Raw genomic sequence first — 14,221 nt, 5'->3', positions numbered from 1 at the left:
AAAGAACAGGCCGGGTTCGCCGCCGCATCAAGCGCCCACACTTATCGGCTGTAAATTTTTAAAGATCGTCCGCCAAAGCGCCGTTAAAACTCATCAACTACCGGCTTCTTTCTGCGTCGCTGCGTCTGCAGCAGAGAAACGAGATTATGAAGACTACCGGGCGATCCGTCAACAGGTTTTTTTACTTCGTTCAACCTGCCACCTGACTTCCACTGCCCCGCAGACTCAAGCCCCACAAGGTTTCCCGGGGGCTTCCCGTCTCCCCGCGCTCTCAAGGAAAGCGCGAAAGACCGGCATTCTAGAGACCCGTTCCCATTCCTGCAAGCGGTTTTTTTGACAAAGGCAGGTCAGGCGCCGAACGGACACCCCCGAACACTCTATCGATCGTCCAGGCCATCTGGGCGAGGCTCATCTCCCGCCACCCATTCCCCTCCACCGGCCCGGCGCACGCCATCTGGCCATATATGCCAGTCGTGATGCTGCGGTGCAAACCGATGGCGCGCACGGAACCGACTAGAATATGGGGTTCTCCGCATTCCAACTCACAGATTTATGCGCTCGCGAATCGCCAAACGCCTCCCACCCGACGCCGACAAGCTCGTCGGCCTGTCGCTCGCCCTGTTCGCCTCGGGCAGCCGCACCGAAGACCGCTTCTGGGAGGCCAAGCTCGACACCCTGCTAGCGAAGGTCGTGCGCAACGGCAACCAGACCACGCTCGACGCCGCGCTCGACCACCTGCAGCAAAACCACCCGGATGCCTACGGCGCCCTGGCGGACATGGCGGAGACCCACAGCGAGTCGTTCATCGTCGAACACGAAGGCACGCAATACGAAGCGCTGCTCGTCGCTGCCCCCGTGCTCGCCTGGACCCGCTATGTCATTCCGTCGGGCCCGCTGAAGGCCGACAATGCCGACGCCCTGCGCACACACCTCCAGGCGCACGTCCTGGCAAACGGTACGCACGTCGCGATGGCCCCCTATCTCTATAGCATCGACCAGTTGCCGCGCCATCACGTCGAGACCTGGCGCCTTGCCCAGCAGCTCTCGAACGCAGCACTGAGCGGCAGCGCAGCCAAGATCAGCGCCGGCGAACTGCCCGAAACTTCGCCCATTCTGGCCGACCCGCGTTTCCTGCTTGCCGTCGTGGCCGCTCCGGTCGGTGCGCCGCTCTTCCGCTGGCAGGAAGAGGAGCACGGTTCGCGCATCGAGCGCGGCCAGTGCCTCGAGCAGTGGGCAACCCAGGGGGGCGCCAATCTGGCCGTCGTGATGCCGGGCTGCGAATTCGAATGCCTGCTGCCCGACGCGTACTACTCGGCTTGCCGGGACGCCGACGAGCGCGTGCGCCCGCACACCATCCGCACCGCCGTTCGCTATCTGCTCGACACCATCGGTACCGGCGCGCAGGAACTGCGCGCCGTCGTGGCCGGCTTCGGCGAGCGCCGCATCGACGAATATCGCATCGGCTTCACGCGCCGCGGCAGCAACGACGTCCTCTATGGCGTCGTCTGGCCGCTGTACGGCCGCGAAAACGGCGATGCCGACATCGACGAAGAACCGACCGAGGAGAGCGTCAACAACGGCCCGCTCGAAGAAATCGTGGCGCTCCTGAAGGAATCGGGCATCACCGACATTCGCCGTCACGCCGGCCGTTTCGAGCCGGAATATTGCGATGACTGCGGCGTGCCGCTTTATGCGGACCCGCTGGGCGAGATCGTTCACGCCGAAATGCCGGAAGATGCCGAGCCGGCACAGCCCCACTTCCACTAGGCAACCCGCCACATTCCGACCCAGTCCCGCCCGCGAGCGGGACTTTTTTTACCCTCCGTCCTAGGCCTTCTGGACAGGCCGCCACGACACAAGCTTTTTGTCATGATGGTGACGTTGGTCCGATTCGGCGGGCGCGTGCAACGCATGCGCCACGCATCCTTTTCGAGAGACCATCAAAACCAGCACAGGAGGGCATGCACATGCGGTTTGCAGTATTCAATCCGGATGCCGAACGGCGCGAAGGGCTCAAGGCGCTGCTCAGACAAATCGACCGCCGCGCTCGCTTCAACGACGCCGCCGACTGGCGCAGCGCCGAACGTGCCATGCAGCGCTTCACGCCCGAGCTGTTCGTGGTTGACTGGCATGCCGGCATCCGCAGGGGCGAACTCCTCGCCTTCGCCCATCGCTACCGCACCGTGCCCATCGCCGTCATCGTCGATGCCGAAGCCTCGCCCAACGCGGTCCGGGATCTGCTCGACGAAGGTGCGCGCGGCATCATCCGTCGCACCACCGACTCGATCCTGATCGTGAAACTGCTCGAGCTGATCCTGCTCGGCGGCAATCATCTGCCGACCGATGTCCTGACCGATCCCTGGCCATCCCCGCAACCGCCGGCCCGGCCGGCCCCGAACGACGCCACGCCGCGTCCGCGCCGCCCGGTGGTTCGTCTATCGCCCCGCCAGGAGCAGATCCTGCGCTGCGTTCACATGGGCAACACGAACAAGATGATCGCCCGTGCACTGGGCATCAGCGAAGGCACCGTCAAGATTCACCTGACCAGCATCTTCCAGCAGCTCGGGGCGCCCAACCGGGCGGCCGCCGTCGCAATCTATAACGGTTTGCTCTCCAACCAGCTCGAAGTGCTGCGTACCCGCTTCGAACTCGCACCGAAACCTGTCCATGGAGCACATGGCCCGGTACCGCTGCGACAGCGTGAAAACACCCCGTTCCACTATCCGTTGCGGACAGGCGACACGCAGGCGCCGCTGGCGATGGCGGCCGAACCCGACTATCCGTGGGGCGAAAGCGCGCCTACGCAGTGCAGCGCCCCTGAGGCAACGGCTGACGCCACGCTGGACGACCCGCAAGCGTCAGCTCACGCACACGTTTTGTCATCCAACGAGTAATATGAAGCCATGGGGTTCCTATATACGCCGCTTCCGTTGTGGGCCGTCGTCGGTGGGTGGATTGCCGCCCTGGGCCTGCTCGCGCTCGCGATATGGCGCAACCCGTTCAAGCGCCTCCAGGACGCAACGCTCCAGCACGTTTGGCTCGCGATCATCGTGGCCATCTCCGTGCTGTGGGCGAGCAACGCGTGGCTCGAAGACGGCACCGTGCTCCATCTGCTCGGCGCAACCCTGGTGGTGACGCTCTTCGACTGGGATCTCGCACTCGTGGCCATGGCTGCGGTCGTCGCGCTTGCGGCACTCGTGTTCGATTCGCCATGGGACGGCGTCGCGCTCACCTTCCTCGTATTCGGCGCCTTCCCGGTTGGGGTCTCCGCACTGCTCCAGCGCGCCTGCATTGCCTGGCTGCCGCGCAACCTCTTCATGTTCATCGTCGGACTAGGGTTTGTTTCGCCTGCCATCGCCGTGGCCGCCGCTGCGTATCTCGCACTCGGGATCCATGTCGCTCTCACGGGCGGATCGACGATCGCGGTGCCCGCCGGCTATGCATTCAGCGTGTTCCTGCTCGCTTCGGGCGAGGCCTGGTTCACGGGCATGGCCACCGCGTTGATCGCCGTCTATCGGCCGGCCTGGGTCACGACCTACGACGTCCGCCGCTACCGGCTGGGTGGCCCGCGTACCTGAGCATTACCTCCACGAGGCGCCACCGCCTCTGCGCTACACTGTTTTCATCGTGCTGCTTTCACCGAGTCGCAAGGTCGCGAAATCGTGCCGCGACCTTGCGTCGCAGTCCTCACGCTCATGAGCACCCAGCATAGGGTTTGCCACAACGGAGACACAAAATAATTGTTTCAGGATTGAACTCGTCCCTGCGTCGCGGGCTCTTACTGAGCCAGACGCTCTACCCCGCTTCGACACCAACCCGATGGACCGCAATTCTGCTTCACACCGGTTGCTGACGATGGCCGGCCGACTGGCGGCATGCGCCACGAGCCTCGTGCTCGTCATGGCACTGCCTGCCCGGGCCGACCAGGTCGATCAGCACAACGATCTTGTCAGCACCTTCGTCACCCAGATGCACGCCGACCCGCTGGTCGCCGACTGCGCCGCGCACGGCAACTTCGTCGCCAGCACGTCGACCGCGCTCGATCACGTGGAATTTCCCCCCTCGTCATTCGACAGTGCGCATGCCACCGTCACCCCCTGGAACGATTCGTTCGACGAAGGCAAGCAGCGCGTCAAGGTCGATACGATCGTGACGGTCGATGGCATCGGCATCGCGCAGAACAGCAACTCGGGGCCCTACGACCTGAAGTTCCGCTGCGGCTACGTGGGCAGCCAGATGCTCGCGTTCAGCTGGAACGATCCCGTGCCGCCCGCACACGCACGTAGCGAACGCACCGGTTCGTCGCGCAGCAACGTGCACGGCAAATCGTCGACCAAAAAATCGACCGGCAATTCCACGAAGAAAGGAACCTCGGGCAAGTCGAGCCACAAATCGCCGGCATCGGGCAGCACGACCAAGAAGGCCACCACGAAGAAAACGGCGTCCAAGAAGAAGACTTCGTCCCAGTAAGCGCTCGCTCGCGCGAGGCCAGCAAACAAAAAAGGGGAAGCGGCCCACACCGCTTCCCCTTTTCTCATGCCTTCACCGTCTTACGCGAAGGTCTCCACGTGATGCAGGATGGCCTGCAGCATCGCGGCGCCCAGCGACGCACTGCGTTCGCCGTTCCAGCCCACACGTTCGTCCGGCAGGTTCGCGTTGTCCTTGAACGGCATCTCGAGCGTGAGCGAGAGGCAGCCGTAGCGATGGCCGATGTATTTCGAGGCGAGCTTGAGCGCATCCTCGCGATAGCGGCTCGCTTCGTAGCCGTGCTCGTCCTGAAAGTCGGGGCTCGCGATCTTGAACGCGTCGATGAAGGCCTTCTGCTCCACGCGCTGCTGCTCGGTAAAGCCCGGCAGCATCTCCGATCCCGCGACGAACACATAGGGCAGCGACTCGTCGCCGTGAATGTCGAAGAACAGATCGACGCCGGTGGCCTCGATCGCTTCGCGCACCACGAGCACTTCGGGACTGCGCTGCGCGTCCGGCTCCATCCACTCGCGGTTCAGGTTCGCGCCCACCGCGTTGGTGCGCAGGTTGCCGTGCACGCTGCCGTCGGGGTTCATGTTCGGCACGATGTGGAACACCGCTCGATCGTAGAGCTTGCGCGCAACCGGATCGCCGGCCCAGTCGCCCCAGCCCGCCAGCCGCTTCACGAGCCCCTCGACGAACCACTCGGCCATCGTCTCGCCCGGATGCTGGCGCGCGATGATCCACACCGTCTTCTTCGGCTTGCCTTCCGGCGTCGTGTCGCCGGCCGTGCCCAGCGTGAGCAGCGACATCGGCCGCCCTTCGACGGTCTGCCCGAGTTCGGTCAGCGTCGCATGCGGCAGTTGCTGCAGCGCGCCGAGAAACTCCGAATGACGCTCTTCGCTGTACGGCTCGAAATAGGCGTAGTAGATCCGGTCGAAGTCGGGAGTGTGGTCGATCGTGAACTTCTGGCCGTCGTACGAGGTCGGCACGCGGAACCAGTTCACGCGGTCGTAGCTCGCCACGGCGTGGTAGTTGCGCCAGCCTTCGGGAAACGCACAGGCCGCCGCATTCTCGAAAGTCATCACGCAGCGCTCGCCGCGCGCGCCGGAGAGCCGGAAGTAAAACCATTGCGCGAACTCGGACCGGTTATCGGCACGCACGCGCAGGCGGATGTCGTCGGCGCGCTCGCACGAAAGGACTTCGATCGCGCCCGCGTCGAACTGGCTGGTAATGGATAGCGTCATGACGGTTCCCTTCGCTTATTCGGCAATGCGCCGGCGGAATACATAAGTCGAATCGTTCGATGCCTGCGCATCGAACGCGTAGCCTTCGGCGTCGAAGCCCTTGAGCGCCTCGGGCGCGGCAATGCGATGCGCCACCGCATAACGCGCCATCAAGCCGCGGGCGCGCTTCGCGTGGAAGCTGATGATCTTGTAGCGGCCGCCCTTCCAGTCTTCGAAGACCGGCGTGATGACCGGCGCCGCGAGCTTCTTCGGCTTGACCGCCTTGAAGTACTCGTTCGACGCGCAGTTCACGAGCACCTGCGCACCTTTCGTGTGCTTCGCGTTGTGTTCGAGCTGCGCGTTGAGCGCATGCGTGATGCGCTCGCCCCAGAACGCATAGAGGTCCTTGCCGCGCGCGTTCTCGAAGCGCGTGCCCATTTCGAGACGATACGGCTGCAAGAGGTCGAGCGGACGCAGCACGCCGTAAAGGCCCGAAAGCACGCGAACGTGCTGCTGGGCGTAGTCGAGATCGGCGGATGCGAGCGACTTCGCGTCGAAGCCCTCGTACACGTCGCCGTTGAACGCGAGCACGGCCTGCTTCGCGTTGGCCTTGCTGAACTGCTTCGACCAGTCGGCGTAACGCTGGAAATTCAGATGCGCGAGCGGATCGGAAATGCTCATGAGCGTGCCGATCTGCTGCGGCGACAGACGGCGCAGGCCGTCGATCAGCTCGGCCGCGTCGTCGATGAAATCGGGGAACGTGTGGGTTTCGACGTGCGCCGGCGTGTCGTAGTCGAGCGATTTGGCCGGCGACAGAACGATTATCATAGAGGCTTGCAGGCACGAAAGTGCCGATGTTCAAAGGCGAAAGCCCGATTGTAGCGAATGTCACGAATGACCGGTTTTCCGCCCCCGCCCATGCCTTCTTCTTGCGGCTCCCTCGCGGCGCTCCCCGTGGTCCTCGATTCGAACGTGTGGCTCGACATCATCGTGTTCGACGATCCGCACACGCGGCCGATACGCGCGGGGCTCGAAAGCGGCGCGCTGCGGGCGTTGATCGACGCCCGCTGCCTCGCGGAATTCACCTACGTGCTGGACTATCCGCAGTTCGCCGGGCGCGGCGTCGAAAAGACCGACGCGATCGCGGCGATCGCGCGGCTCGCCTGCGAGATCGTCCCGCCCGCGCTGCCCGAAGACGCGCGCCCCCTGCCGCAATGCAAGGACCGCGACGACCAGAAGTTCCTCGAACTCGCGCGCGCCGGCGGGGCCGCCTGGCTCGTTTCGAAGGACCGCGCCGTGCTCAAGCTCGCGCGGCGCATGGCGCGCGATTTCGGTTTTCGCGTGGCGACGCCCGGTGTCTTCGTGGCCGAAACCGGGCTTGCGGCAACGCCCGACCCTGTCGCCGGCGCCCCGGCCTGAAGGCGGCGCCCGCAACGAGGCGCGTGAAGCCGCGCCGATTTGCCCGCATTTGCCTAAAATCAGGTTTTCCGACTCAACCCGACTCCCCTCTCGCGCCATGAACGCACCGCATCCGTCGCACGAATCGCCGGCCACGCCGCTCACGCCCTCATTTCCGTCGCGTCTGCCGGACGTCGGCACGACGATCTTCACCGTGATGAGCGCGCTCGCGACCGAAAAAGGCGCGGTGAACCTCGGTCAGGGCTTTCCCGATTTTGGCTGCGACCCGCGCATCGTCGATGCGGTCGCGCAGGCCATGCGCGACGGGCACAACCAGTACCCGCCGATGGCAGGCGTGCCCGCGCTGCGCGAGGCGATTGCCGGCAAGATCGAGCGCATCTACGGGCGCCGCTACGACGCCGCGAGCGAGATCACGGTGACGGCGGGCGCCACCCAGGCGCTCCTCACGGCGATCCTGTGCACCGTGCACTCCGGCGACGAAGTGATCGTGATCGAGCCGACCTACGACAGCTACCTGCCCTCGATCGAACTCGCCGGCGGCAAGCCGGTGTTCGTCACGCTCGAAGCGCCCGACTACGCGATCCCGTTCGACCGCCTCGCGGCCGCCATCACGCCGAAAACACGCCTCATCCTCATCAACACGCCGCACAACCCGACCGGCACGGTCTGGCGCGCCGAGGACATGCGCAAGCTCGAAGAGATCGTGCGCGGCACGAACGTGCTGATCCTCTCGGACGAAGTCTACGAGCACATGGTGTACGACGGCGCGCCGCACGAAAGCGTTGCGCGCTATCCGGAACTGGCGGCACGCAGCTTCATCGTGTCGAGCTTCGGCAAGACCTATCACGTGACGGGCTGGAAAGTGGGTTACGTGGCCGCGCCCGCACCGCTCACCGCGGAATTCCGCAAGGTCCACCAGTTCAACGTCTTCACCGTGAACACGCCGATGCAGGTGGGCCTCGCCCAGTATCTGCGGGACCCGTCGCCCTATCTCGAACTGCCGGCCTTCTACCAGAAGAAGCGCGACTTCTTCCGCGCTGGACTCGCGAACACGCGCTTCAAGCTGCTTCCGTGCGACGGCACCTACTTCCAGTGCGTCGATTATTCGGCGATCAGCGATCTGCCCGAAGCCGAGTTCTCGAAGTGGCTCACGAGCGAAATCGGCGTGGCGGCCATCCCGGTTTCGGCCTTCTATCACGAGTCGCACGAATCGGGCGTCGTGCGTTTTTGCTTCGCGAAGCAGGAAAGCACGCTCGCGACCGCGCTCGAACGTCTCGCGCGCCTCTAAGCCCTTCCCCGCGCGATGAATCCGCGAACGGCCGAGCGTTCCCGATCATCGCGCGAGGCCGCGCGGGCCGGCCCGAGCCTACGAATTCGCCTCGATCCAGGCCTTGCGGTCGGCGATCACGCGCTGCGCGGCCGGGCGCTCGCCCACGCGCTTCATGTACGACTTCCAGTCGATGCCGGCTGCGGCCACGTAGTCCTCGTCGTAGATCCGCTGCGTCGTCATCGCGACAAGCGGCAGGCTCACGAAGACCGCCGCGTCCGCCACGCCAAAGCGCTCGCCCGCCACATAGGGCGCGAATTTCGCGAGCCGGCTGAAGCTCGCGATATAGCGGCGCAGGCGCTCTTGCGCCGTCGCCTTGATCTCGTCGCTCACCTTGCCACCAAAGAACGCCGCGCTATAAAGCTCGCGCGCCTCGAGTTCGAGATGCGTTTCGACGAACGCAATCAGTTCGCGCTCCTTCGCAGCCTGCCACGGATCCGCCGGGAAAATCCCGCGCTCGGGAAAGCGGGCGTTCAGATACTCGACGATCACCGCCGATTCGCACAAAAAGCCATGTTCGGTCTCGAGGAACGGCACCTTGCCGGCAGGCGAATGCGCGAGCAGCGCCGCGTCGAGCGGCAGCCTGTCGACCACTTCTTCGAAAGCGATGCCGTACTCGAGCAGCACGAACTTGACCTTGTTGTAGTAGTTCGAGAGCGCGAAACCGTGCAGCTTGATCATCCTCGTTCCTCCTTGGGAAAGCGGCCGCCTGTGCGCCACAGGGCCGGCGACCGCCAATCTGTTTTCTTGAAAATGTACGACCGTGCTATTCTAGGCCCATCATGGAGTGAAGTTTCCAATGACTTCCCATCATTTCAACATTGAGACACCCGGCGCCGCCGACACCTTCTCCAAACTCGCCGCAAAAGGCAAGTGCGGCGAAGCGGCGCCCCGCGCCATCGCCACGCACCCTGTTCCGCCGGGCCGGCTCGTCAGCGCGGTCGGCCCATCCCGCAGCGCCTGCATCCCTTTTCCGCACGAGGTCCGCTCATGAGCGCCGAACTCCGCAGCACCCGGCCGCAAGGCCATGAATCGACGCTCGTCCTGACGCTGTCGAACCCCGGCGCGCGCAACGCGCTGCATCCCGACATGTACGCCGCCGCCATCGAGGCCTTCGATGCCGCCGAACGCGACAGTTCGCTGCGCGCCATCGTCCTGACCGGTGCCGACAACTTTTTCTGCGCAGGCGGCAACCTGAACCGCCTGCTCGAAAACCGCGCCAAGGATCCGTCGGTACAGGCCGCCAGTATCGACATGCTGGCGAGCTGGATCACGGCGATGCGTCAGTGCAGCAAGCCCGTGATCGCCGCGGTGGAAGGCGCCGCCGCAGGCGCGGGTTTTTCGCTTGCACTCGCCGCCGACCTCCTCGTCGCCGCCGAAGACGCGAAATTCGTGATGTCGTACGCGCGCGTGGGCCTCACGCCCGACGGCGGCGGCTCGTGGTTCCTCGCGCGCGCCCTGCCCCGCCAGCTCGCCACCGAAGTGATGCTCGAAGGCAAGCCCATTGGCGCGGCGCGCCTCGCGGATCTCGGCGTCGTGAACCGCCTCGCGAAACCGCATACGGCGCTCGACGTCGCGCTCGCCTGGGCCGACGACCTCGCCCAGGTCTCGCCCAATTCGATGACGCGCATCAAGGGACTCGTCAACGTGGCGGAAACGCAGCCGCTCGCCGAGCACCTCGTCGCCGAGCGCGAAAGCTTCGTCGCCTCGCTGCATCATCGCGACGGGCTGGAAGGCATGACGGCCTTCCTCGAAAAACGCGCGCCGGTGTACAAATAATCGTCGAGGAATCAACCCGCGAGCCCACCGATGAGCGACTTCCAGATGCCCACGCGCCGCCGCATCTACCTGATGCGCCACGGCGACGTCACCTACTTCGACGACTCGGGGCGCGCTATCGACCCGGACACGGTGCCGCTCAACGAAAACGGCCGCGCACAAGCCACGGCGGCGGGGCGTGCGTTCGCTTCGCAAGCGGTACACTTCGACCGCGTGATCGTGAGCGGCCTGCGGCGCACGGTCGAGACGGCACAGCTCGTGCTCGCCGAAACGGGCCAGTCGATCGATCTCGAGGTCCAGCCGGCCTGGCAAGAGATTCGCGGCGGACGGCTCGCCTCGATCCCGCCCGATGAAATCGAGAACGCGTTCCTGCGCGTCTTCGACGGCATCGTCCCCGAAGACATGCGCTTTCTCGGCGGCGAGACGGTAGGCGAGCTGCTCGATCGCGTGCTGCCCGAAATCGCGAAGCTGCGCGCCGATCCGTCGTGGGACACGGCGCTCCTCGTGCTGCACGGCGGCGTGAACCGCGCGATTCTCTCGCACGCGATCACGGCAGGCGGGCGCACGTTCTTCGGGCATCTGGCACAGGCCACCGGCTGCATCAACGCGCTCGACGTGGGCACGGCGAGCGCGGACTGGGTCGTGCGCCTGCTCAATTTTTCGCCGCCGTCGCCACTGCACCACGACGTGCGCAACACCACGATGGAAATGCTTTACGCGCAATTCCTGCGCTATCGGCCGCACGGTTAGCGCGCAAGGCAGAACGGCATCCGGACCCAGGCCCGTACTCCGGATCGACACAAGAAGGGAGACAGACATGGCGCCAGCCACGACGGATGGAGACACCCCGAAACAAACCGACTACTCGGCGTTCGAGGGCACGCGCCCGGTCGCCGAGCGGCAACGCTTCGACACCGATGCGCTTGCCGCCTGGCTCGCGGCACACGTGGAAGGTTTCGCCGGGCCGCTGGCCGTGGAGCAGTTCGCCGGCGGCCAGTCCAATCCCACCTTCAAGCTCGTCACGCCGAAGCGCACCTATGTGATGCGCGCGAAGCCCGGACCGAAGGCAAAGCTGCTGCCGTCCGCACATGCCGTCGAGCGCGAGTATCGGGTGATGGACGCGCTAGGCGGCACCGACGTACCCGTCGCGAAAATGCTCGCGCTGTGCGAAGACGAAACCGTGATCGGCCGTGCGTTCTACGTGATGGAGTTCGTGGAGGGCCGCGTGATGTGGGATCAGTCGCTGCCCGGCATGACGCGCGAAGAGCGCGCCGCGATCTACGACGAAATGAACCGCGTGATGGCGGCGCTCCACAACGTGAACCCGGAAGCCGCGGGACTGGGCGATTACGGCAAGCCCGGCAATTATTTCGCACGCCAGATCGATCGCTGGAGCCGCCAGTACCAGGCGTCGGAAACCGAACCGATCGAAGCGATGCATCGCCTCGTCGAATGGCTGCCGCAGCACATGCCCGGCGATACCGGCTCGCGCGTCTCGGTCGTGCACGGCGATTATCGACTCGACAACCTGATTTTCCACCCCACCGAGCCGCGCGTGCTGGCCGTGCTCGACTGGGAGCTGTCGACGCTCGGCGACCCGCTCGCCGACTTTTCGTACCACTGCATGGCCTGGCACGTCGATCCGGGGCAATTCCGCGGCATCGGCGGGCTCGACTGGGCCGCGCTCGGCATTCCCGACGAAGCGGACTACGTGCGCCGCTACTGCGAGCGCACCGGCCTCGAAATTCGCGGCGACTGGAACTTCTATCTGGCGTACAACATGTTCCGCATCGCGGCGATCCTGCAGGGCATCATGAAGCGCGTGGTGGACGGCACGGCGGCGAGCGCCCAGGCCGTGGATGCCGGCAGCCGCGCGCGTCCCATGGCCGAGCTCGCGTGGCGCTACGCGCAGCAGGTTCGCTAGCGCGCGCCGACACGACACCGGCACGACCGATATCTTCAAGGCGAGGTCATAGATGAATTTCGATTACACCCCGAAAGTCCAGGCACTGCGCGAGAAGCTGCTCGCATTCTTCGACGAACAGATCTACCCGAACGAGTCCGTCTATCACGAGGAGGTCGAGCGCAACCGCGCGAACGGCAACCCGTGGGTGCCGACCGAAATCGTCGAGAAGCTGAAGGTGAAGGCGCGCGAAGCCGGCCTGTGGAACCTGTTCCTGCCCGACTCGACGCGCGGCGCCGGCCTCACGAATCTCGAGTACGCGCCGCTGTGCGAGATCATGGGCCGCGTGGTCTGGGCGCCGGAGGTCTTCAACTGCAGCGCGCCCGATACGGGCAACATGGAAACCATCGAGCGCTACGGCAGCGAGGCGCACAAGCGCGAGTGGCTCCAGCCGCTGCTGGAAGGCCAGATTCGCTCGGCATTCCTGATGACCGAGCCGGACGTAGCCTCCTCGGATGCGACCAACATCCAGACGCGCATCGAGCGTGACGGCGACGAGTACGTGATCAACGGCACGAAATGGTGGTCCTCGGGTGCGGGCGACCCGCGCTGCGCGGTCTATATCGTGATGGGCAAGACCGACCCCGAAGGACCGCGCCACGCCCAGCAGTCGATGATCCTCGTGCCGGCCGACGCCGCCGGCATCACCGTGCGCCGTCCGCTCACGGTGTTCGGCTATGACGACGCGCCGCACGGCCACATGGAAATCGCGCTCGAAAACGTGCGCGTGCCGGCTTCGAACATCTTGCTCGGCGAAGGCCGCGGCTTCGAGATTGCCCAAGGGCGCCTCGGGCCGGGGCGTATCCACCACTGCATGCGCCTGATCGGCCTCGCCGAGCGCGCGATCGAACTCATGGCAAAACGCGCACTCTCGCGCGTCGCGTTCGGCAAGCCGGTGGCGATGCAGACGGTCACGCAGGAGCGTATCGCAGAAGCGCGCTGCATGATCGACCAGGCGCGCCTGCTCACGCTCAAGACGGCCTACATGATGGACACGGTGGGCAACAAGGGCGCGCGCGGCGAGATCGCGATGATCAAGGTGGTGGCGCCGAACATGGCCTGCCAGGTGATCGACTGGGCGATGCAGGTGCACGGCGCGGCCGGCGTGAGCGGCGATTTCCCGCTCGCCTATGCGTATGCCTCGGCGCGCACGCTGCGCTTCGCGGACGGCCCGGACGAGGTTCACCGCAACGCCATCGCCAAGCTGGAGCTGGCAAAACACATGGATGCCGACGCGGCCTCGCGCGTCGAGATGCCGGTGACGCGGTCCTGACCGGGCGCCCTTATCGTCCTTACCGCCCTCATCGTCCCTACCGCCTGCCATCGGCGCAGCGGACGGGCGCGGGCTTCATCCCGCGCCCGTCCGTCTAGCGCTCCAGGGCGAAATGCTGCTCCACACGGGCCAGCGTGCGCCGCCGGATCCACCCGCTCGCGAGACGAATCGCCAGCCAATAGGGCGTCATCGCCACGCGCGTGCGCCACGTCGGGCAATAGACGAACGTTTCCGTGCGCAGGCTGTAGCGATCGGCGCTGCAGGGCTGCGCCTCGAATCGCAGCACGAGCTTCGCGACATCCGGGCGATTCACGCTCATGAAGGCCTCGGCGTCGGCAATCGTCACGAGGCCGAAATCGAACTGCCAGAACCGCCCCACGAGACCTAGCGAGACCGCGTTCCGGTCCTTGTTCAACAGCGTGAAAGTGTCGATCCCGAAAGGCGGCTGCGCCGCCGATGCCGCTCGCGCGACGCCGAGCTTGCGAAACACGCCGGCCGGCCATTCGCGTATGCGCAACAGGCGATCGACGACAGGATCGGTGCGCATGTCGATCTGGGTGACGGCATCGACGATGCGCTCGGGCGGCGCCGCGATTGCGCCTGACGTGTGGCATTCGTAGAAGCTGTACGAGGGCAAGAAGGGCGTGCTCGGCGTGGCAGGCATAGGCTGGAATGGCAGGCAGGCTGCCCTGGTCGTGTGTATTCGATTTGTTGTGCGGGTGGTCGGGATACATCATGCCAGCCCGGTCCCGATCGTGCGCGCAGCG

Annotated in this window: 16 protein-coding genes; 12 read left to right on the top strand and 4 right to left on the bottom strand. The window is 65.3% G+C overall.

Annotation, left to right across the window (positions count from 1 at the left end; translation table 11 throughout):
- From U5760_RS22970 to U5760_RS22950, 5 genes are all read left to right on the top strand, one after another.
- The coding region (locus U5760_RS22970; RefSeq protein ID WP_322014584.1) for a hypothetical protein at positions 1–337 on the top strand (337 nt) is incomplete at its 5' end.
- A 215-nt stretch (positions 338–552) separates the two neighbouring features.
- Complete coding sequence (locus tag U5760_RS22965) at positions 553–1,767, top strand: DUF2863 family protein (RefSeq protein WP_322014583.1); 1,215 nt, start codon at positions 553–555, stop codon at positions 1,765–1,767.
- 200 nt (positions 1,768–1,967) lie between these two features.
- Positions 1,968–2,894 carry a helix-turn-helix transcriptional regulator gene (locus U5760_RS22960; RefSeq protein WP_415914157.1) on the top strand — a complete coding sequence of 309 codons (927 nt, stop codon included), beginning with the start codon at positions 1,968–1,970 and terminating at the stop codon, positions 2,892–2,894.
- Between the two features lie 9 nt (positions 2,895–2,903).
- Positions 2,904–3,578, top strand: coding sequence for an energy-coupling factor ABC transporter permease (locus tag U5760_RS22955; RefSeq protein WP_322014581.1), 675 nt, complete (start codon positions 2,904–2,906; stop codon positions 3,576–3,578).
- 241 nt (positions 3,579–3,819) lie between these two features.
- Positions 3,820–4,470: a BspC domain-containing protein gene (locus U5760_RS22950; protein ID WP_322014580.1), complete on the top strand. Its 651-nt coding sequence runs from the start codon at positions 3,820–3,822 to the stop codon at positions 4,468–4,470.
- Between the two features lie 80 nt (positions 4,471–4,550).
- Here U5760_RS22950 and U5760_RS22945 read toward each other — a convergent pair whose 3' ends face one another.
- On the bottom strand, positions 4,551–5,714 hold the full coding sequence (locus U5760_RS22945; RefSeq protein WP_322014579.1) for a M14-type cytosolic carboxypeptidase: 1,164 nt from the start codon (positions 5,712–5,714) through the stop codon (positions 4,551–4,553).
- 15 nt (positions 5,715–5,729) lie between these two features.
- Positions 5,730–6,521 (bottom strand): peroxide stress protein YaaA, encoded by a 792-nt coding sequence (yaaA, locus tag U5760_RS22940; protein WP_322014578.1) that lies wholly within the window; start codon positions 6,519–6,521, stop codon positions 5,730–5,732.
- A 90-nt stretch (positions 6,522–6,611) separates the two neighbouring features.
- Here yaaA and U5760_RS22935 point away from each other — a divergent pair, with 90 nt between their 5' ends.
- Both U5760_RS22935 and U5760_RS22930 read left to right on the top strand, forming a co-directional pair.
- Positions 6,612–7,112 (top strand): putative toxin-antitoxin system toxin component, PIN family, encoded by a 501-nt coding sequence (locus U5760_RS22935; RefSeq protein WP_415914156.1) that lies wholly within the window; start codon positions 6,612–6,614, stop codon positions 7,110–7,112.
- A gap of 97 nt (positions 7,113–7,209) precedes the next feature.
- The gene (locus U5760_RS22930; protein ID WP_322014577.1) at positions 7,210–8,400 is read left to right on the top strand and encodes a pyridoxal phosphate-dependent aminotransferase; all 1,191 of its coding nucleotides are present in this window, start codon (positions 7,210–7,212) and stop codon (positions 8,398–8,400) included.
- Between the two features lie 78 nt (positions 8,401–8,478).
- Here the strand turns inward: U5760_RS22930 and U5760_RS22925 are convergent, their stop codons facing one another.
- A complete protein-coding gene (locus tag U5760_RS22925) occupies positions 8,479–9,120 on the bottom strand; it encodes a glutathione S-transferase (protein WP_322014576.1) in 642 nt (213 codons plus the stop codon).
- A gap of 118 nt (positions 9,121–9,238) precedes the next feature.
- Here U5760_RS22925 and U5760_RS22920 point away from each other — a divergent pair, with 118 nt between their 5' ends.
- From U5760_RS22920 to U5760_RS22900, 5 genes are all read left to right on the top strand, one after another.
- A complete protein-coding gene (locus tag U5760_RS22920) occupies positions 9,239–9,433 on the top strand; it encodes a hypothetical protein (RefSeq protein ID WP_322014575.1) in 195 nt (64 codons plus the stop codon).
- The gene (locus U5760_RS22915; protein WP_322014574.1) at positions 9,430–10,218 is read left to right on the top strand and encodes an oxepin-CoA hydrolase, alternative type; all 789 of its coding nucleotides are present in this window, start codon (positions 9,430–9,432) and stop codon (positions 10,216–10,218) included. Before U5760_RS22920 ends, U5760_RS22915 begins: the two co-directional genes overlap by 4 nt.
- 30 nt (positions 10,219–10,248) lie before the next feature.
- The gene (locus U5760_RS22910) at positions 10,249–10,968 is read left to right on the top strand and encodes a histidine phosphatase family protein (RefSeq protein ID WP_322014573.1); all 720 of its coding nucleotides are present in this window, start codon (positions 10,249–10,251) and stop codon (positions 10,966–10,968) included.
- Between the two features lie 67 nt (positions 10,969–11,035).
- Entirely contained in the window at positions 11,036–12,142 is a 1,107-nt protein-coding gene (locus U5760_RS22905) for a phosphotransferase (protein ID WP_322014572.1), read from the top strand.
- A gap of 52 nt (positions 12,143–12,194) precedes the next feature.
- Positions 12,195–13,454, top strand: coding sequence for an acyl-CoA dehydrogenase family protein (locus U5760_RS22900; protein WP_322014571.1), 1,260 nt, complete (start codon positions 12,195–12,197; stop codon positions 13,452–13,454).
- A 94-nt stretch (positions 13,455–13,548) separates the two neighbouring features.
- Here the strand turns inward: U5760_RS22900 and U5760_RS22895 are convergent, their stop codons facing one another.
- On the bottom strand, positions 13,549–14,118 hold the full coding sequence (locus U5760_RS22895; RefSeq protein WP_322014570.1) for a hypothetical protein: 570 nt from the start codon (positions 14,116–14,118) through the stop codon (positions 13,549–13,551).
- Positions 14,119–14,221 lie beyond the last annotated feature (103 nt).

The organism is Paraburkholderia sp. J12 (genome assembly GCF_905220215.1).
Classification (GTDB): Bacteria; Pseudomonadota; Gammaproteobacteria; order Burkholderiales; family Burkholderiaceae; genus Paraburkholderia.
This window is presented reverse-complemented; position numbering and strand designations above follow the sequence as displayed.

Excerpts from the sequence above, each read along its gene's own strand:
- yaaA (WP_322014578.1), bottom strand. The coding sequence starts at position 6,521 with ATGATAATCGTTCTGTCGCCGGCCAAATCGCTCGACTACGACACGCCG.
- U5760_RS22965 (WP_322014583.1), top strand. The coding sequence starts at position 553 with ATGCGCTCGCGAATCGCCAAACGCCTCCCACCCGACGCCGACAAGCTC.
- U5760_RS22925 (WP_322014576.1), bottom strand. The coding sequence starts at position 9,120 with ATGATCAAGCTGCACGGTTTCGCGCTCTCGAACTACTACAACAAGGTC.
- U5760_RS22950 (WP_322014580.1), top strand. The coding sequence starts at position 3,820 with ATGGACCGCAATTCTGCTTCACACCGGTTGCTGACGATGGCCGGCCGA.
- U5760_RS22955 (WP_322014581.1), top strand. The coding sequence starts at position 2,904 with ATGGGGTTCCTATATACGCCGCTTCCGTTGTGGGCCGTCGTCGGTGGG.
- U5760_RS22960 (WP_415914157.1), top strand. The coding sequence starts at position 1,968 with ATGCGGTTTGCAGTATTCAATCCGGATGCCGAACGGCGCGAAGGGCTC.
- U5760_RS22910 (WP_322014573.1), top strand. The coding sequence starts at position 10,249 with ATGAGCGACTTCCAGATGCCCACGCGCCGCCGCATCTACCTGATGCGC.
- U5760_RS22915 (WP_322014574.1), top strand. The coding sequence starts at position 9,430 with ATGAGCGCCGAACTCCGCAGCACCCGGCCGCAAGGCCATGAATCGACG.
- U5760_RS22900 (WP_322014571.1), top strand. The coding sequence starts at position 12,195 with ATGAATTTCGATTACACCCCGAAAGTCCAGGCACTGCGCGAGAAGCTG.
- U5760_RS22920 (WP_322014575.1), top strand. The coding sequence starts at position 9,239 with ATGACTTCCCATCATTTCAACATTGAGACACCCGGCGCCGCCGACACC.
- U5760_RS22905 (WP_322014572.1), top strand. The coding sequence starts at position 11,036 with ATGGCGCCAGCCACGACGGATGGAGACACCCCGAAACAAACCGACTAC.
- U5760_RS22930 (WP_322014577.1), top strand. The coding sequence starts at position 7,210 with ATGAACGCACCGCATCCGTCGCACGAATCGCCGGCCACGCCGCTCACG.
- U5760_RS22935 (WP_415914156.1), top strand. The coding sequence starts at position 6,612 with ATGCCTTCTTCTTGCGGCTCCCTCGCGGCGCTCCCCGTGGTCCTCGAT.
- U5760_RS22895 (WP_322014570.1), bottom strand. The coding sequence starts at position 14,118 with ATGCCTGCCACGCCGAGCACGCCCTTCTTGCCCTCGTACAGCTTCTAC.
- U5760_RS22945 (WP_322014579.1), bottom strand. The coding sequence starts at position 5,714 with ATGACGCTATCCATTACCAGCCAGTTCGACGCGGGCGCGATCGAAGTC.